Raw genomic sequence first — 18,584 nt, 5'->3', positions numbered from 1 at the left:
GATCACCCGCGTAGCCGCGCAAGGTCGTCCGCGATCCCCATCAGATCCGGGCGTCCGGTCTTCGGACCGAAGTGTTCCGCTTCCCGCCCGGCAAGCGATTCGAGTTCGGAGGCGAGTCGATCGACGGAGGCCGCGCGGGCCGAGGCCTCCAGATTCGGGCGGAAGAGCGAGCGAACGCAAGCGCCGAGGGCCGCGGACTCCAGGCTCGAAAACCGCGTGCGATGGCAGTACGGGCCTGACGTCGGCCAGGGACGCCAGGTCTCACCGAACGCGAGATCGGATCGATCTTCGGCTCGCAGGACTTCGATGTACGCTTCGGCCTCGGCCTCCTCCCCCTGGCCGAAGAGCGCCTCGACCAGCCGTACGCGGTTCTGGTTCACGTTGACTCCCCCATCGATGAGTGCGCGCGCGACCCGTGCCAGCAGCCCGTAGTCGAAGGAACGGCGGATATCGGCGGAGACGGTGAGGTGAACCGCTGCCGAATCGAGCACCGCCCACCAGAGTTCGACGAGTAGCCCCACCGGCTCGGTCGCGATCCGATCCAGAATCGCCTCCAGCGCGACCCCGAGGATCGCCGCGGTCTTCGGGGAATCACAGATCACGCCGTTCAAGAGATTGGCCGCCTCCCATCGCACGCGAACGTCCGAATCCGCCGGGAGCGCACCCTGGATCACCGCCTTGGCGGCGGCCAGATTGGTGGTCGCGGTGAACTGATTGCGTGGACGATCGAAGCGAGCGAACCCGACGAGCTCGAACGGAACGCGGGCCAGCGCAGGATGAAGGATCTGTGCATCGACACCTCGGAGGTGATGGAACGGATCGATGCGGAAGAGCGCCAGGTGAACGAGGGCGCGCGCTTCGTCGCGGTAACCGGGTGGACCTGGGTCCTCGAAGAGCGCCGAAGCGAGGGCGAGGATCTCACCGAACGCGAGCTTCGCCAGCTGGATCTGGAGGGAGTCGGCGTCCGGCATCATCGTTCCGTGGCCCACGAAGACGAGGTGGCCGTCGGCTCGCCTGCGGAGCTGCGACCAGAGTCGAGAGAGCGCCGAGTACCACGCACTCGGGGCCGCGGTGACGACGTGGTCACCGCTCGAGACCTCGAAGAGCCCGTTCGGAAGTCGTGTGACGGTGAACGCGGGAACTCCGGCTGGCGGAGGCACCGAGAGATCGAGATCGCCGGGCGTGACCTCGAGCGGAAGATGGCGATCGAAGGCAGTGAACGCAGGCGCGATGACGGCGCGGAGAAGTGCTTCGAAGGCGGCCTCGACGGAGGGCGCCGGCGACCCGGGCCCCGCGGCCAGCGTTCGCGCGGGAGCGCCGGGGCTCAGTTGGAGAAGAGACTCCTCGGTTCGGTAGAGGTCTGCCGTCATCCAGGCGAGCGTTCCCGGAGCGGGAGCGGCTGGCTCTGCGCCGACGTAGACTCTGCGATCGTCCTCCACCGCGGAGATGCCCAGCTGGCGCGCGGAGCGCGCGTCGATCCCGTCGATGCGCTCGCCGCGGTACCAGACGCTACGTCCATCGGTCAGGTAAGACTGTCGATGCAGACCGGGGAGGTCCTCACCGAGACGTGTGACCGCGTCGAGCCGCACGTCCTGCAGCTCGACCCATGGCTGGCCCCACTGGCTGAGGAACGTCCGCCGGCCATCGGTGAGGAGCGCGTCGGAGCGATTGACGGCGTTGACGCTGAACGGGCGGTACTCGGCGGCCTGCCAGTCGAAGGGCGCGAGATCCTTCGGAGGCTCGACCTGCTGGGTCCCGAAGTAGAGCCATCCGCCATCGGTCGCGTAGTGGGGATCGAGTTCGCGGAAAGCCTCGAGGGAGCCTGCGCCCTTCTTCAGCCGGATCGGCTTGTCCAGGAAGAACGCCGCCCCGGCGTCGCGGCCGTAGCTCTGGCCGAGGCTCTGGAAGGACGCGGCGTCCGCCCGCTTGATGGGCTTCAGCTTCGTCTCCATTACCAGAAACACCTGGTGGGCGTCGCGGGCGTGCGAGGCCCCGAGCACCTCGAAGGTGTCGGCATCGATCTTCACTCCCTTGACGGCGCGACCCCTGTAGAGGATCGCGCCGCCTTCCCGGGAAAAGGGCTCGGGGAGCGGCACCGGATCAGAACGCGGCGGCGTTGCGCTCGAGGAGCTCCTTCTCGAGCCTCAGCTCTTCGAGCTTCTCCTTCTCGGCGGCGACGACGTCGTCATCGGCCTGGGAGAGGAAGCCGGGGTTCTGGAGCTTCTTCTCCGTGCCCATGAGCGCCTTCGCGACCTTGGCGGCGCGGCCCTCCAGCACGGTCTTCAGCTTGGCGAAGTCCACGTCCTCGCCGAGGATCACGTAGGTCTCGATCCCGTTGCCGATGGCGACGGCGCTCTGCGGCGGCTGGGGTGCCCCCTCCGTGATCTCCAGCGACTCGATGAAGCCCAGCGACGCCGCGGCTTCGGCGTGGCGCTGGAGCACCTCGCGGAGCTCGGGACGCGGGGCGTTCACGACGACGGGGAGGAGGCGGCGCTCGGCCGCCATCGTGAGCGCGCGCACGCGGCGCACGCAGCCGACGAGATCCTGGACGCTCTCCATCTCGGACTCGGCCGCCTCGTCGATGCCGAGGCCCTCGCCCGTGGGCCACGGCGCGGACACGAGCATGCTCGGGGCGGTTTCGCCCAGGGTCTCGTGGAGCGATTCCCAGAGGGCTTCGGTGAGGTACGGCGTGAACGGATGCAGGAGACCCAGGGTGTCCTTCAAGACGCGCGTCAGGGTCGCGCGGGCGTCCTGGGCCGAGGCCTCGTCCTCGCCGGTGAGGCGGTGCTTGGAGAGCTCGACGTACCAGTCGCAGAAGTCGTTCCAGACGAAGCGGTACATGGTCTGGGCCGCATCGTTGAAGCGATACTCGTTGAGGCCCGCGGAGACCTCGACCACGGTGCGCGCGAGACGGCTCAGGATCCAGCGATCCTCGAAGCGCGTGGACGGCCCGGTGGCGCGGTCGCCGCCGAGGTTCATCATCACGAAGCGCGCGGCGTTCCAGACCTTGTTGCAGAAGCGGCTGCCCTGGTCGAAGCGGTCGGGCGAGAGGCGGACGTCCTGGCCCTCCTTCGTGAGGAGCACGAGGCTGTAGCGCACGGCGTCGGCGCCGTACTGCTCGATCATGGTTAGCGGGTCGATGCCGTTGCCAGCCGACTTGCTCATGCGCTTGCCCTTGCCGTCCAGCACGGTGGCGTGGATGTAGCAGGTGCTGAACGGATTGCGGTCGGCCTCCGGAAGCTCGGGAAGGAAGGCGTAGCCCGCCATCACCATGCGCGCGACCCAGAGATAGATGATCTCCTGGGCCGTGGACAGGAACTGCGTCGGGTAGAAGCGCGCGAGGTCGGGAGCGCCGGGGGTGGGCCAGCCGAGGGTCGCGAGCGGCCAGAGCCATGACGAGGCCCACGTGTCGAGGACGTCGGGGTCCTGGCGCACGATGGGCTTGCCGGTCTTCGGGTGGGGAGCGCCGATCTCCAGCGTCTCGATGGACGCGACGCCGACGTCGTCCTCGTCGTACCAGACGGGGATGCGGTGGCCCCACCAGAGCTGGCGGCTGATGCACCAGTCCTGGACGTTCTCCAGCCAGTGGAGGTAGACCTTGCCCCAGCGCTCCGGGCGGAACTGGAGGTCTCCCTTCCTGAGCGCGCCGATGGCGGGCTCGGCGAGGGGCTGCATCTTGACGAACCACTGCTCGCTGATGAGCGGCTCGATCGGTGACTTGGAGCGGTCCGAGGTGGAGACGTTGTGGGTGATGTCCTCGACCTCGGCGAGGAGCCCCCTCTCGTCGAGCTGGGCGACCAGCTCCTTGCGCACGACTTCGCGCGACTTGCCCGCGAAGGGCCCGCCGTGCTCGTTGAAGGAGCCATCCTTGTTGAGGAGGCTGATGATCGGGAGGTTGTGGCGCTGGCCGCGCTCGTAGTCGGCGGGGTCGTGGCCGGGCGTGATCTTGACCGCGCCCGAGCCATACTCTGGATCCACCGACTCGTCCGCCACGATCGGGATCTCGCGATCCACGAAGGGCAGGCGGACCTTGGTGCCGACGAGGTCCCGGTAGCGCTCGTCGCTCGGGTGCACGGCCACGCCGGTATCGCCCAGCATCGTCTCGGGGCGCGTGGTCGCCACGACGAGGAATTCGCCGGGCCTGTCCACGAGCGGATACCTCATGTGCCAGAGCTTGCCCTTCTTCTGGACGTACTCGATCTCGTCGTCGCTGACGGCGGTCTGAAGCACGCAGTCCCAGTTGACGAGGCGTGCGCCGCGGTAGATGAGCTGTCGCTCCCAGAGTTCGACGAAGGCGGTCCGCACGGCGAGGGAGAGGTCCTCGTCCATGGTGAACTTGGTGCGGGTCCAGTCACAGGAGCAGCCGAGGCTCCGGAACTGGTGGAGGATCATGGCGCCGTGCTTGTCCTTCCAGTCCCAGATGCGCTGGAGGAACTCTTCCCGCCCCAGGTCGTCCCGGGTCTTCCCCTCCTCGGCGTAGATCTTCTTCTCGACGACGGCCTGGGTGGCGATGCCCGCGTGGTCGGTCCCGGGAACCCAGAGGGTGTCGTACCCATCCTTGCGCCGGTGGCGAACGACGATGTCCTGGATGGTCCCGTTCAAGGCGTGGCCCATATGCAAAACACCGGTCACGTTGGGCGGAGGAATCATGACGGTGAACGTCTTCCTCCCCTCCACGGGCTCGGCGGGCGGTGTGAAGCAGCCAGACTGCTCCCAGCGCTCGTAGAGCGGACCTTCGATTTCTTTGGGCGTGTAGCGGGTCGAGAGTTCCATGTCGAGAGGCCCGGAAATGAAAAGAGGGGCTCGAATCACCCGAGCCCCCAACTCCGGGCCCCCCATGCCACCCGCGACCAAGTCGAGGGTCAAGCCCGAGCCCCATCTTCCTCCTCATCCCGACACGTCCGTACCAGGTCCGTCCATTCCGGAACGTTCGGACCAGGTCCGTCCATTCCGGAATGGACGGACCTGGTCCGGACGTTCCGGAATGGATGGACCTGGTACGGACGTGTCGCTTGCGGGGGCTACTCGCCCAGGGCGGTCGTGAGGCCTTGTTTCAGGGATTGAAGGGGCGTGGTGAGGTGGGTCTGGGCCAGGGTCGCGTTCAGGGAGACGTCCTTGGGGCGGGGCGCCTTCGTGGGGAGGTCGGATTGCAGGGTCGGGGTGATTTCGGCGCGGGCTTCGGGTTCTGGCATTCCCATCGCTCTCAGGACCGCAATGCCGAAGTCGTAGCGGCTCGTTCGGGTCGTGCCGGCCAGGTGGATCGGGCCCGGATGGTCGAAGTCCAGGAGCTCGATCAACGCCGCGGCCGCGTTCGTGACCTCCAGGGGCGTGCGCCACTCGTCCACGAAGAGACGCGGGGACTCGGAGCGCTCCACCTGCTCCAGGATCGAATCGCTCGCCCCCAGGCCGCGGCCTCCCGAGTTTCCGTAGAGCAGCGGCAGACGCGCGATCGTGGTGTCGGGGTAGGCCGAGAGCGCGGCGCGCTCGCCCGCCAGCTTCGTCACCCCGTACGTGGAAACCGGGGCCGGGGTCGCGGTCTCCTTGAAACCGCCCTTCGGGGCATCCTCTGCGCCGAAAACCAGGTCCGTCGAGACGTGAATGAGCCGCGCCCCGTGGGCCTGGCACCACGCGGCGATCAGGCCCGGAAGGACGCCGTTCAGCGCCTGGGCCAGCTCGGAATCCTCCTCGCAGGCGGCTGCTCGCGAGAGAGCCGCGCAATGGATCACCTCCGTGGGACGAACGCGGTCGAGGAGGCGCTCGGCTCCCCCATCCAGCAGCTCCGTCTCGATCCACTGGGCCGCGTCCCGCGGCGTCGTGAAGCGGGGCGCCAGAAGAGCCGGGGAGCGGGTCTGCGCGACCACCAGTGGCCCCAGCGGGTCGCTGAAAGTCCCCTCTCGCTGGCTCCGCGCACAGGCCGCCGCGACCACATGCGCCCCGAGAAATCCACTCGCCCCCGTCACCAGGGTCGTCCGCTCCATTCCGTCACTCATGGGAACGATCTTAACCGCCCGGAGCCCGAGTGCGATTCGTTAGCGTGACGGCATGCAGCCTTCCACCGACATCGACGACACGACCGCCCAGCTCACCGAGTGGCGCCATGACTTCCACCGCCACCCCGAACTCGGCTACCACGAGACCCGCACCGCCCGCCTCGTCGCCGAGCGCCTCCGGTCCTTCGGCCTCGACGTCCACACCGGCCTGGGCATCACCGGCGTCGTCGGCACCCTCTCCGGCACCCTCGGCGATGGACCGACCCTCGGTCTTCGCGCCGACATGGACGCGCTCCCCATGACCGAGGAGACGGGCGCACCGCACGCGTCCGCGTCCCCCGGCGTCTTCCACGGCTGCGGACACGACGGACACACCACGATGCTCCTCGGCGCCGCCCAGGCCCTTGCCAGGAACCCGGCCTTCGCGGGAACCGTGCACTTCATCTTCCAGCCCGCCGAGGAGGGCCTCGCCGGCGCGAGAGCGATGATGCAGGACGGTCTCTTCGAGCGCTTCCCCTGCGACGAGGTCTACGGCATGCACAACTGGCCCCAGATTCCGCTCGGCCAGATCGCCCTGCGCGCCGGCCCCGTCATGGCCGCCAGCGACCGCATCGAGATCGAGATCGAAGGCGTCGGCGCCCACGCCGCCATGCCCCACCGCGGCATCGACCCCGTGTACGTCGCGAGCCAGGTCATCTCGGGCCTCCAGTCCCTCGTTTCGCGAACCCTCGATCCCCAGGACGCGGCCGTGGTCTCGATCACGAAGGTCGAAGCGGGCTCGACCACAAACGTCATCCCACGCCTGGCGAAACTCTCCGGCACGTGCCGCACGTTCCGCCCCGAGACCCGCATGGCGATGGAAGCAGGCATCGAGCGCATCGCGACCCACACCGCCAGCGCCCACGGTGCCACGGCGCGCGTCACCTACACCCGAGGCTACCCGCCCACCGTCAACCATGCCGCCCAGGTCGAGATCGCAGGCCGCGCCGCGGCCGCCGTCGTCGGCGAGAACAACCTCATCCACGACGCGGCGCCCAGCATGGGCGGCGAGGACTTCGCGTTCATGCTGGAGAAGGTCCCCGGCTGCTACGCCTGGCTCGGCGCAGGCGGCGAGTTCGACGTGCACCATCCGCGCTACGACTTCAACGACCGCGTCATCCCGCTCGGCGTCCGTTACTGGACGGAACTCGTCATGTCACGGCTCGCCTGAGGGAAACGCGCCGCCTCCTGGGTTCCGATCACTGGAAGGTCACGCCCACACCACCCGTGAAGTTCGACGTCGTTCCGCCGGACGGCGTCGTATCGCGATACCAGAACTGCCAGTAGCGCGTCTCCCCGGGCATGACCGAGACAGGCCCCAGCCCTGTCGGTGTGTTCCTCAGGTCAGGCTGATAGAACGCCGCGTTGCTGTTCGACGTCTGGAGCACGTCGTAGGCGTATCGGCCCACGCCCGACGCGCCCAGGCAAAGCGTCCCCGTGGCTCCGCCGGGCCGAGGAACGCTGTCCGTCGTCAGCGACGTGATGAAGTACCCGAAGGCAAAGGCCGGCAGGTCGACCGCATAGAAGAGCACGAAGTTGTCGGCCGCCACGTCGCTCCCTCGGGCGCACATCGTCGCCGGTCGCCCCGTGGAATTCGAAACCCCGGTACACGTCTGAAAGCTGATCAGGTCGCCGATCGAATAGCACGCAGAGAGGCTGTACTCCGCGTTCCCCTTCCCGCCGTCACAGAAGATCTCTGCGATGACGTCGACGGTCACCCCGGTGCCGTTGTAGGAGGTGATGGTCTCGGTGTCGCCCAGACCGGTGCTGCTACCGAGAAGCGTCTGACAGCTGGCATCCCAGAGCTGGACATCCACGTTGCTGTCCGAGTGAGCGAAGAACAAATCGATCCGAACCTCACGCTGGTCAGCGACCCTCAGAAGGAAGTAGTCGGAGTCGCACTCGGACACCAGAAGGTCACGCGTGGTGAAGGTGCTGATCCCGCCGAGCGCAGACTGCGAGCAAATGTCGTTGTCCTCGAAGGCGTCGTCCACCACGGGCGTCGCCTGGAGCTTCAGGTCATAGGAAAGACACGAAGACGTGGGCGCTATCACCCGTAAAACGACATCCTCGGGGGCTCCGCTACAAACGAAGTATTCCAGCGATTCCTGCCTTCCGATCGTCGAACTGGACGCGAGCAGCGCGCCGCAATTCGCCGCGTAGAGCTCGAGATCAAGATCGCCCAACGCACCGTCGAAGAGCGCGTCCACGATCAAGGTGGACGAACTGGGAATCGACAGTTCGAAGAAATCGTCATCACCCGGTTCTGCGATGAGACCAAAGATAGGAAGCAGCCCGATCGGAAGCGCCGTCGCACACGAATCGTTGGGCTCCAGGTAGGGGTCCGCGATACCGCACCCTGAACACTCACCCGAGAGCGGCGCCTCCGCCATCAGGTGGAACGAGCCATAGGCATTTTGGGGGTAGCCGCCGAAGTCCCGGAAGACATAGTCACCCGATGCGGTGAGCTCGCCGAAACCGTCGATGCTGCCCAGACCCGTGCCGCAGGCACCTGCCGCCTGGAAGTACGTTCCATCCCCCTTGGCGCAGCTCTGAGGATCCCCCGCGATCAGCGGCCCTGCGGATCCATTCACTTCGTCCGGCATCGAAAGAGACCAGACGAAGTCGTTGCCCGCACTGGGATCGAAGCGTCCGTTCCCATCCGCACGGAAGCAAACCGGGAAAGGCAGGAGATACGGAACCCTGTGAGAGGAAAGACTGCCTGTCGCCGTGGACCCTGGTAGGCCGGTCACATCGAAGACCGCGAGTGGGCTCCCCAGCTCCGATGGATCGTCACTGACGTCCCCCGTCCCATAGAACGAGAGGATCACCCGAGCCCCTGGCCCGCCCAGAGAAGCAGCCTGCGCCCTCGTCGTGTAACCAAGCTCAACCCGCGTGATCGAGTAGGTATCCTGGGCGCCCAGCTCGGGCGCCGACGTCGAGGGAATTCGCCCCTCGTCAAACACCGTGATCCCCGACGAGATGTCGTGGAAGAGCCCGGTCGGGGCCGTATTGTTGAAGACCACTGCCGGGCCCTGCGGAGGCGCGGCCAGGGAGAGGCAACCCAGGGAGAGACTGCAAAGTACCGACATGGCGAGACCTACGAGAGAAGCGACGCGGAACACGGCGCCAGAGCTGACGACGTGCAGTGTCGAACCGTGGGGAAGGCCAGCCCGACACCTCAATGAACCCTGGTCTTTCACGTCTTGGACCAGCGTTCACTCGATTGATCCCGGCAGTTGACGAATGTGACAGCTAATCTGTGCCAACCCGACGCCCTCACGTTCCAAAGTGAGACCCATTGCCCTCGAACGAACGACCCATGGCCCCATCCGATCCCCCACGCCCTTCGGCCGCAGACGACTCTGACCACGCCTTCGGTCTACCCGGCCAAGGCGCCCCCAGAGCCTTCGATCTTGCCGGGCACCGCTTCGGCGCCGGCCCTCTTTTCTTTCTCGCGGGACCCTGCGTGCTTCAGTCGCGCGGCCTGACCCTGGAGATCGCAGGCACCGTGGCCGAGCTCATGGCGGCGCGCGGCCTCCCCTACGTCTTCAAGGCCAGCTTCGACAAGGCCAATCGGTCCAGCCTCACGGGCGGACGCGGTCCAGGCATCGAGGAGGGCCTCACCTGGCTCGCCGAGGTCAAGCGCGAGATCGGTGTCCCCGTCGTCACGGACGTTCACCATCCCGAGCAGTGCGCCGTGGCAGCCGAAGTCGTGGACGTACTCCAGATCCCCGCGTTCCTCTGTCGTCAGACCGACCTGCTCGTCGCGGCCGCGAAGACCGGCTGCGTCGTCAACGTCAAGAAAGGTCAGTTCCTGAGCCCCTGGGACATGGGCAACGTCGCAGCCAAGGTGACAGAGAGCGGAAACCCGCGCGTCATGGTGACCGAACGCGGGACGACCTTCGGCTACGGGCGTCTGGTCGTCGATATGGCCGGCCTGCGCGACATGGCGGAGACCGGGCATCCTGTCGTCTTCGACGCGACGCACTCGGTGCAGCGCCCTGGCGCGCTCGGCGATCGGACGGGTGGAGATCGCACGCTCGTTCCCCTGCTAGCGCGCGCGGCCGTGGCCACCGGATGCGTGCACGGACTCTTCCTCGAGACGCACCCGGATCCCGACACGTCACCGTCGGATGGACCGAACATGGTGCCGCTCGACGAGCTGCCGCGGGTCCTGGACGAGCTGATGGCCGTCCACGCGGCTGTCCGCTCCGAATGAGACCGGCGACGCGCGCAGCATGAGAAGAGCATGAGAGACAGAGTGGCAAAGCGACCATCTGCCGCGAAGTCGCTCCAGTTCGAGCCACGGCGCCGCCCATCTATCCAACGGGACAGGTCACGACACGCTCTGATGGACTAGGCTTTCTGGACAGAACTCATGTGCGGACCCACGAATCGATAGGGGTCGTCACCAGCTTCTTCCACTCTCCTCTCCAGGTCCACGCCACATCCCCATGAACTTCACGCTTCCGGCCGCAGCCGCTGCGCTGCTCGCGCTCGCCCCCAGCGCAGCCGCTGACCTCACGACCTACACCCAGGACTTCGAAGGCCTCGACATCGCCAGCCCGACCGCGCTCGACGCGGACGGCTGGAAGATCTTCGCCAACGTGTTCAACGCCACCGGCGGCTACCTCTACGGATACGGCACGTTCGCCGCTCCGAACGGAGGCCCCGGCTTCTCGGCCATCGCCTCCGGCCTCGGCGGCGCGGCCCAGGGCGCGCAGTACGTGAACGCCTACAGCGACTACAACAACGTCGACCACGGCAACGGCAACTACATCGAGGCGAACCTCTTCCAGGAGCAGACGATCGGTGCCGCCGACGTCGGCAATACCTGGACGTTCGACTTCGACTACCTGAAGGCCCCGTTCACCAACGGCGACGGCGACTCGACGACGATCGCTTTCATCAAGGTCCTCAAGCTGTCGGACGGCAGCTTCTCGACGCTCGCGTTCCCCACGGTCGACACGACGGGCGCCTCGGACATCAACTGGGCTTCGGGGAGCATCTCGCTCACCATCGATCCGACCTGGGCGGGTGAGCTTCTGCAGGTCGGCTTCTCGAGCACCGCTACCGCGTACAACGACACCGGCCGCTACTACGACAACATCTCGTTCGATGCCCCGGGCAGCATGCCCCCGAGCCTCAGCCCCTACGCCCAGGACTTCGAGAACCTCGGCCTCGCCGACCCCGCTGCTCTCGCGGGCGACAGCTGGAATATCTTCGCCAACGTCTTCGACCCGATGGGCGGCTACCTCTACGGCTATGGCGTCTTCGACGCTCCGAACGGCGGCGCGGGCTTCTCGGCCATCGCCACCGGCGACGGCGGCCCGACCCAGATGCTCCAGTACCTGAACGCATACAGCGACTACGGCAACGCGGACCACGCCAACGGCAACGTCATCAACGCAAACGTCTTCCAGGAGCAAACCATCGGGGCGGTGGACGTCGGCAACACCTGGCGCTTCGCCTTCGACTACCGCAAGAACGCGACCGTCACGAACGGCGACGGCGCCACCACGACCCAGGCCTTCATCAAGGTGATCAAGGTCTCCGACGGCTCGTTCGCCACGCTCTTCCTGAACGAGTTCGACAGCACGAGCGCGTCCACGGCCGCCTGGGCATCCATGGCCCTCGACATCCTGATCGATCCGACCTTCGCGGGTGAAGTCCTTCAGTTCGGCTACAGCAGCTTCGCCACGAACTACGCCGACTCGGGACGCTACTACGACAACATCCAGTGGGGCCCCGTGAGCAACCCGGGCCTCGGCTCGATCGTCTGCCTCGGCAACCCGACCTCGACCGGTTTCGATGCCCCCCTGACGGCCGTCGGTAGCGACGTCGCCGCCGACAACGACCTGACCCTCAACGTCGACGGACTTCCGATGAACGCCATCGGGTACTTCGTCCACTCCAGCGGCGGCCAGCTCGTCTACAACCCGGGCATGAGCGAGGGTCACATCTGCATCGCGAGCTTCGACATGGGCCGCTTCAGCATGACGCCGCAGAACTCCGGCGCAGCGGGCTCCGTCTCGATGGCCATCGACCTCACGTCCCTCCCCACCACGTCCGGCCCGCTCGCGATTCTCGCCGGCGACACCCGCAGCTTCCAGTACTGGACGCGTGACACGGCGATGGGCGGCGGCGCAACCTCGAACTTCTCGAGCGCGATCAGCATCACGTTCCAGTGATCCCCCATCGGTAACGAGCCCGCCCCCTGCGGGGGCTCGCCCACCAACCAGAGGCCAGCGCCCCATTCGGGTCGCTGGCCTCTGGTCATTCCTGCCACTGGTGGCGGATCATTCGCAGGTAGCGCTCGATCGTGGGGAGCGAGCGCCCGAGCTTGCTGGCGATTTCCTGGTTGGAGTAGCCCTCGAGCCGGAGCATGGCGACAGGCCGCAGCTTCTCCTCCAGCGACTCGACCATCTCGTGGCCCGTCGCGCAGAGGGCGTCCAGGCTACAGGTGTTCGCGCCACCGAACAGGCTCAAGGGATCGGCCACATCATCCACGTCGGAGCCGCTCGAGCCCGACACACCCTCCCGCGCGTGGGACCTGCGACGCGCGTCGATCGACTTCCGGATGGTAATCACGGCCAGAAGGTTCCAGAGGTCTTCCCTGGACTGAAGCTGTCGGAAGCGGTCGTCCCTGGCCCCTCGGTAGAGGGCGTGAATCGCACTGAGCGCGACGTCTTCCGAATCGCTGGCAGCTCTCGGCGTACTCCCGAGCCGCTGATTCGCCAGGCCGCAGACGCGCTGGAAGAAGCGCTGCCAGATCATCTCCGCCGCGTGCTCGTCCCCGCCTTTGATCCCCTGGATCCACTGCGTCACCGTCTCGTCCGATTTCATTCTTCACGATCCATGGCCGTAGCCGCGTTCCAGAGGTGCCCACCACCCTTGATATCGATCCCGGCCAGCCGGCGACCGCGCGCGTCCCATGACAGCCCGTGGATGACCTCGGAGCAAGGAAAGGAGACCACGAGTCCATCTTCGGGATCGAATAGCTGGATCGTTCCCTCCCGGGTCGCGGTGGCGATTCGCTCTCCATCCGGGCTCCAGCAGCTGACCTGGTGCTCGTCGGCGTCTCCTTCGAAGTTCGCAAGGAGCGAATAATCGCGGGCGTCCAGGATCATCACTCGCGAACGGTGCGATACCAGAAGACGCTGCCCCGCCGGATCGAAGCTCAGGCTGGCGTTGTAGGTATCGCCGTACCCGCGATCGGGGAGTTCGACCCTGGCCACGACCTTCGCGGATACGGCGTCGAGCACCAGGAGCCCATCGATCCTCGCGAGCACGATCTCCGTCCCGTCCGGACGGACGTCGAATCCGTGGTAGGGCTCGCCCGATTCGAGGATCGGGCGGATCCGTACGCCGCTCTCGAACTCGTCGAAGATCCAGGCATGGTCACGCCCGGTCGCGTAGAGGCGCTCGCCATCAGGGGCCCAGCGCGCCCCGCTGCCGGCAAGCAAGAGGTCCGCGGGCCGTTCGCCTGGATCGAAACGACCGTCCAGGAGATCCTTCCCGGTGGCAAGATCCAGGATGGCGAAGCGGCTCGGACTGATGAGCAGAGCGCGGCTACCGTCGGGGCTCGCGAGACGCACCTCCTCTTCCCCGCCCCCCACCCGGCGAACGCCGGGCCCGCCCACGTCCCACTCGACGAAGTCGATCTCGCTGTGGAGGACCAGCCGCTCGTCGTCCGAAGTCCACTCCACGCGCAGGCCCTTGCGACGATGCTTGGTGACGCCGCCGTTCCACTGGAGACGCCCGGCCGGCTCGGTCAGGTCCCAGAAGCGAAGGTCACCGAGTTCACACGTGGAGATGACGGAAGTCGCCCCCCGCATGAAGCAGGCCTCCCGAGCGTTCCCCTGGTGACCCCGCAGCTCCCGGACGAGCTCTCCGGTGTCGGCATTCCAGATTTTCACCATCGAGTCGGTCGCGGCGGTGACCACCCAGCGCCCATCCGGGCTCCAGCGGACCATCGCGATCGCCGATCGGTGCGCGTGGCTCTGGGAAGCGATCTCCACGCCGTCTTCGACCCGAAACACCCGGAACCCATCATCCCTGGTCAGGCCAACGATCTTCTCTCCGTTCGGCGACAGCCTCATGAACCGAACCACGCGCCCCGGGTCCCCCGACGCGGTGTCGATCTCTCGGATCAGCGGATCCCCTCCAGTGGACTCGACGGGACCCATCCGGGTCACGCGCATGACACCGGGTGCCTGGAGCACCGCGAGCCGCGCGCCGTCGCGGCTCTGGTGCACTCCCCACGCCGTCGGCTCGGCCCCTGGAATACGCTCCACCGCGTCGGTCTCGACGTTCCAGAAGCTCGGCGCGGGATCCATGAAGACGACGCGCTGTCCGTCGGGATGCCACTCGGCCGGGTAGTAGGTCCTGGACTCTCGACGGGCCAGTTCTTCGCCCGTGCGGATCGAGTAGACCGAGACGGCGTTCATGTCGGTGACGAGAATTCGGTCGCCCGATGCGTCGAATCGAACCGATCGAGGATGGGCGAACTCCATGATCTGCGCGACCACCGCCCGCGTGGTCCCGTTCAAGATCGTGATCCCTGAGCGCCCACCTACGGCGACCTGGCCGGTGGCCTCGCACGCGTCGACGCACTTGCCGCTTGAGTTCCTGAACCAGAGTCGGTCCTCGTCCCACCCGATGATCGAACGGAGCACGAACCACTCCCATCCGCGAAGATCGGGCAGGTCGGCCTTCGGCAGCCAGCGATTCAGCAGGGCCGCGAGCGAGGCACCCTGACTCCTCGAGGCCTCGAAAGCGCACACGATCATATCCGCGGTGTAGAGCTCCTTCCGAAGCCTCCCGCGCGCTTCCTCGGACTCGTCGAGGAGCTGCCCCACGTCGTCGGACAACCGGGTGATCTTGCGGTTCTTCGCCCCGAGGGCGGAAGAGAGCAGCGTTGTGCCCATGACCAGGAGGCCCAGCAGGCCGATGATCGCCGCGGGCCCACGGTTCTTCCCGACCCATCGCGCGACCCTTTCGACGCCGCCCTGCCGACGTGCGAGGACCGGCTCGCCGTTCAGGAACCTCTGGAGATCGTCCGCGAGAGCCGCCGCCGTGGGGTAGCGCCGCGCCGGGTCTCGGTGGGTGGCACAGGCCACCACCGTGTCGAGGTCGACGGAGGCGCCCGGCACGAGCGACCGCAGGCGAGGGAGGTCCGTATGCATGACCTCGCGCATGAGTTCGGCCGCGCTGCTCTCGCCGAAGGCCGAGCGGAGTGAGAGCGCCTCGAAGAGCGTGACTCCGAGCGAATAGACGTCCCCGGCGGCTCCGCTCACGCCGGAGAATCTCTCTGGCGGCATGTAGCGGATCGTCCCCAGCAGATCCTCGGCCGTCGTGAGATCGCTCGCCTCCACCCGTGCCACGCCGAAGTCCACGAGCCATGCCTTACCCGCCGAATCGATCAGCACGTTGCTCGGCTTGACGTCCCGATGGACGATGCCCGCGTCGTGCGCGAACTGCAGCGCGCGAGCGATGTCCGCGATCTGACCGCACAGGCGTCGCACCTGGGCCTCGTCGAGCTTCGCGGAGGCCGCGCTACGCAGGTCGATTTGATCCCCGAGCGAGCCACCCTCGATGAGCTGCATCGCGAAGTAATGGGCGCCCGCCGCCGCCCCGAACTCGAACACGGGAACGATGCTGCTGTGGTGAAGCCTCGCGATCGCCCTGGCTTCCCGTGCAAATCGCGCTCGTGCCTGGGGATGAGAGTGGATCTCGTCGGGTAGCACCTTCAGCGCGACATCGCGATCGAGGGTGTCGTGACGCGCCTCGTAGACCACGCCCATCCCGCCACGCCCGATCTCCTGCTTGATCACGTAATGACCGAACTTCGTGCCTGGCGCCAGCCCCGGGACCGGCTCGACCGAAGCACCGGAGGCCGCGGCCACCACTCTCCGAACCTCCGACTCGAACCCGGGAAAGCGAACCAGATACGCGTCGATTCCCGGGAACGAGTCGTCCTGGAACGCGTGATACACCTCGAGCGCGAGGAGTTCCTCGAACAGTGCCCTTCGGAACTCACCCTCCGCCCCTCCCAGGAACGCCTCGAGACTCGGAGCTCTCCCGCCCGGTCGCTCCACGAGCGCTTCCTCGAATCGCTCGCAGATGGGGTCGATTTTCGACAGCCAGGCACCAGGATCGATCGGCCGCGTCATGCAAGGTCCTCCGGGGAAGAGGGGTAGAAACCTCGTCCCGTGGAAGGCGCTGTCCTGCCAGGTACGAAGCGGGAGAGCGCCAACCCCTCCCAGGACTCATCGCACGGGCTGGTGGGCGCCCATCACGGACTCTTGAAATCTCACCGGAAGTCCCGTGAACGCGACGAGCTAGGAGTCTGCGCCACAGAATGCGGTTTCGCGAGTGCCGTCAGGATTCGCGCTCGCAAGGCGCGCCGGACCCCCCATGGTTTGATGCCATTGGGGTTTGGCGCAACGCCGCGAGCGCGGATCCTGGCGGTGCTCGCGGAATCGCATTCTGTGGCGCAAACTCCTAGTGCCCTGAATCAGAAGTTCGTCGTATTAGTTTCAGTCTGTTTTGTTTCGTAGCAAGGCGTCCGAACCGCAGTGCGTAGCAGTAGTTCCGTCCAAGGTTCGGCAACGCAGCTACGGAGCGAAACAGGCGAAACTAATGCGACGAACTTCTGATTCAGGGCACTAGCCTGCATTATTCACGAGATTGCACCACCAGCACGCCCAAACCACGCCGTGGCGGCGTCAGACGGCAGCCTTTGGCTGCCGCACGCTTCGCGGGCTCCCTCACAGAATGCTCGACGGGCCTACGGGCCCGCCTCCGCTTCGTTCGGTCGTCTTCCTTGCCACGCCGCGGTTTGAACGCACTGGTGGAGCAAACTCGTGAATAATGCAGGCTAGAGGTCGCTGCCGAGGTCGACGCCGTCCAGGCCCGTTCCCGGAGCCGGGACGCCGAGCAGGCCGAGGAGCGTGGGAACGACGTCTTGGCTCCCCGCAGGGCGACTCGAAATCCGTTTCGGGAAGGCTGCGCCGTAGAACACCAGCGGAATGCGACGGTCGTACTCGTGGGGAGAGCCGTGGTTCGTCCCCTTCTCGATTCCTTCGAGGACGTAGGGGCGGTTGACGACGACGAGGTCGGCCGTGCGATCGGGCTGGAACGAGTTGCGCAGCAGCTTCTCGAGGCCGTCGGCGCTCTCGTCGAACGCCTGGATCTCCTCGTAGGAGTAGACCGTTTGCACCCAGGGATACCGCTGAGCCACCTCCCTGCAGACCTCGGCGGCGACCTGCCGCGTCGTCGCGGGGTCAAGACCCGCCGCCTTCATCTCTTCCTCGTCCAGACGGAAGCCGCCCGGAGCAGAACGATGCCGCACCCGGGAACCGAGCCTCTCCTGGAGCCGCTCCACGAACTCCCCGCGGAACGCCGAGGACTCGCCCCTCGGCACGCGAAATGCATCGACGCCGCGCGGCCGAAGGTACTCGGGAAGCGGCAGAATTCCGTGATCCGCGGTGAGCGCGAGCGCCCAGCGGTCCGCGCCCACCCGCTTGTCGAGCTCGTCGAAGAGGAGGCCGAGTTCGCGATCCAGGCGAAAGAGTACATCGGTGACCTCACGGCTGAACGGGCCGTTGGCGTGACCGATGACGTCGCAACTCGAGAAGCTGACGCAGAGCAGGTCCACGTCATCGTCCGCGCCGAGGCTTTCCTGGCGGATCGCCTCGCGAGCGAGTTCCGCCACGAACCGGTCGCAGAGCGGCGTTTCGAAGGCAAAGTTGCCCATGGCCTTCTCGCTGGCGTCCTTCGCGATCGAATAGGGAAACGTGACCCCGAGCCCCGAGAAAGGTCGCTCCCCCTCCCGGTCGTCGACGTCGGAGCCGATCAGCCGAAAGTCGCGCTCGGTGCGATTTCCCACGGGCTCCCAGACGAACCCGCGGTTGCGCTCCAGCCAGCCGTCGTTCCAGTGGGAGACATAGTCAGGGATCGAAGGCGAGTAGAAGGTCGACGTTTGGAAGCCGCCACCATTCTTGTCCCACCAGAGCACGAGGCCCTGGGACCGACCCGCCATGCCGATGGCCGCGCGGTCCTTCGCCGAGATCGAGACGACCCGGGAGGCCGGGTTCTTGGCCTGCATGATCTCGCCGATCGTGGGACGGTCGAGGTTCTTCGGGGAACGCTGACCGGAACCTTCGACGGGACCGGACCCGAGCACCTGGCAGACCTCGAGGTCCTCGACGCAATAGACCTCGCGCCCGAGGCCCCGATCCCAGAAACCGTTTCCAACCACGCCATGGCTGCGGGGGAGACAGCCAGTCGAGAAGGTCACGTGGCCTGCTCCCGTCTCCGTTCGGGCATACGGAAGCATCGCGTCCCGGTAGACGGTCCCCTGGCGGTACAGCCGACCCAGCCCCCCTTCCAGCTGAGGCGCCAGACGCTCGAGCTGTTCAGGGATCATCTGATCCACGGCGAGCATCACGACGAGGCGAAGCTCTGTCGCTGGGGGGGCAACCTGGGCTGCAGGTTCGCCCTGGAGGGCGACTGCCAGGGGCGAGGCAGCCCCCAGGGCCGCCAGGC

10 protein-coding genes are annotated in these 18,584 nt (G+C 66.7%); 3 read left to right on the top strand and 7 right to left on the bottom strand.

The window, feature by feature from the left end; genetic code table 11:
- Positions 1-2: 2 nt before the first annotated feature.
- The 3 genes from Poly30_RS10185 to Poly30_RS10175 all read right to left on the bottom strand — a co-directional run bounded on the left by Poly30_RS10185 (position 3) and on the right by Poly30_RS10175 (position 5,990).
- Positions 3-2,096, bottom strand: a complete 2,094-nt coding sequence (locus Poly30_RS10185) for a DKNYY domain-containing protein (RefSeq protein ID WP_145196874.1) — start codon at positions 2,094-2,096, stop codon at positions 3-5.
- Positions 2,097-2,100: 4 nt separating this feature from the next.
- A complete protein-coding gene (locus tag Poly30_RS10180; protein WP_145196872.1) occupies positions 2,101-4,773 on the bottom strand; it encodes a valine--tRNA ligase in 2,673 nt (890 codons plus the stop codon).
- A 248-nt stretch (positions 4,774-5,021) separates the two neighbouring features.
- Entirely contained in the window at positions 5,022-5,990 is a 969-nt protein-coding gene (locus Poly30_RS10175) for an SDR family oxidoreductase (protein WP_145196870.1), read from the bottom strand.
- A gap of 52 nt (positions 5,991-6,042) precedes the next feature.
- Between Poly30_RS10175 and Poly30_RS10170 the strand changes: the two genes are divergently transcribed.
- Entirely contained in the window at positions 6,043-7,200 is a 1,158-nt protein-coding gene (locus tag Poly30_RS10170) for a M20 aminoacylase family protein (RefSeq protein WP_145196868.1), read from the top strand.
- A 28-nt stretch (positions 7,201-7,228) separates the two neighbouring features.
- On the opposite strand, the gene Poly30_RS10165 is transcribed toward Poly30_RS10170, so the two are convergent.
- Complete coding sequence (locus tag Poly30_RS10165; RefSeq protein WP_145196866.1) at positions 7,229-9,121, bottom strand: hypothetical protein; 1,893 nt, start codon at positions 9,119-9,121, stop codon at positions 7,229-7,231.
- A gap of 230 nt (positions 9,122-9,351) precedes the next feature.
- Between Poly30_RS10165 and kdsA the strand changes: the two genes are divergently transcribed.
- Entirely contained in the window at positions 9,352-10,251 is a 900-nt protein-coding gene (gene kdsA / locus Poly30_RS10160) for a 3-deoxy-8-phosphooctulonate synthase (protein WP_145196864.1), read from the top strand.
- A gap of 235 nt (positions 10,252-10,486) precedes the next feature.
- A complete protein-coding gene (locus Poly30_RS10155; protein WP_145196862.1) occupies positions 10,487-12,223 on the top strand; it encodes a hypothetical protein in 1,737 nt (578 codons plus the stop codon).
- 85 nt (positions 12,224-12,308) lie between these two features.
- On the opposite strand, the gene Poly30_RS10150 is transcribed toward Poly30_RS10155, so the two are convergent.
- From Poly30_RS10150 to Poly30_RS10140, 3 genes are all read right to left on the bottom strand, one after another.
- Complete coding sequence (locus Poly30_RS10150; protein ID WP_145196860.1) at positions 12,309-12,878, bottom strand: ECF-type sigma factor; 570 nt, start codon at positions 12,876-12,878, stop codon at positions 12,309-12,311.
- Entirely contained in the window at positions 12,875-16,207 is a 3,333-nt protein-coding gene (locus tag Poly30_RS10145) for a serine/threonine-protein kinase (RefSeq protein ID WP_145196857.1), read from the bottom strand. Before Poly30_RS10145 ends, Poly30_RS10150 begins: the two co-directional genes overlap by 4 nt.
- 707 nt (positions 16,208-16,914) lie before the next feature.
- A complete protein-coding gene (locus Poly30_RS10140; protein WP_419191212.1) occupies positions 16,915-18,483 on the bottom strand; it encodes an alkaline phosphatase family protein in 1,569 nt (522 codons plus the stop codon).
- Between the last annotated feature and the right edge of the window lie 101 nt (positions 18,484-18,584).

It is taken from the genome of Saltatorellus ferox (genome assembly GCA_007751475.1).
Taxonomy (GTDB): Bacteria; Planctomycetota; UBA1135; order UBA1135.
Note: the sequence above shows the minus strand (reverse complement) of the source record. Positions and strands in the feature narration are given on the sequence as shown.

Coding starts and splice junctions, on each gene's coding strand:
- Poly30_RS10150 (WP_145196860.1), bottom strand. CDS start 12,878: ATGAAATCGGACGAGACGGTGACGCAGTGGATCCAGGGGATCAAAGGC.
- Poly30_RS10155 (WP_145196862.1), top strand. CDS start 10,487: ATGAACTTCACGCTTCCGGCCGCAGCCGCTGCGCTGCTCGCGCTCGCC.
- Poly30_RS10140 (WP_419191212.1), bottom strand. CDS start 18,483: ATGCTCGCCGTGGATCAGATGATCCCTGAACAGCTCGAGCGTCTGGCG.
- Poly30_RS10180 (WP_145196872.1), bottom strand. CDS start 4,773: ATGGAACTCTCGACCCGCTACACGCCCAAAGAAATCGAAGGTCCGCTC.
- Poly30_RS10145 (WP_145196857.1), bottom strand. CDS start 16,207: ATGACGCGGCCGATCGATCCTGGTGCCTGGCTGTCGAAAATCGACCCC.
- Poly30_RS10165 (WP_145196866.1), bottom strand. CDS start 9,121: ATGTCGGTACTTTGCAGTCTCTCCCTGGGTTGCCTCTCCCTGGCCGCG.
- kdsA (WP_145196864.1), top strand. CDS start 9,352: ATGGCCCCATCCGATCCCCCACGCCCTTCGGCCGCAGACGACTCTGAC.
- Poly30_RS10170 (WP_145196868.1), top strand. CDS start 6,043: ATGCAGCCTTCCACCGACATCGACGACACGACCGCCCAGCTCACCGAG.
- Poly30_RS10175 (WP_145196870.1), bottom strand. CDS start 5,990: ATGAGTGACGGAATGGAGCGGACGACCCTGGTGACGGGGGCGAGTGGA.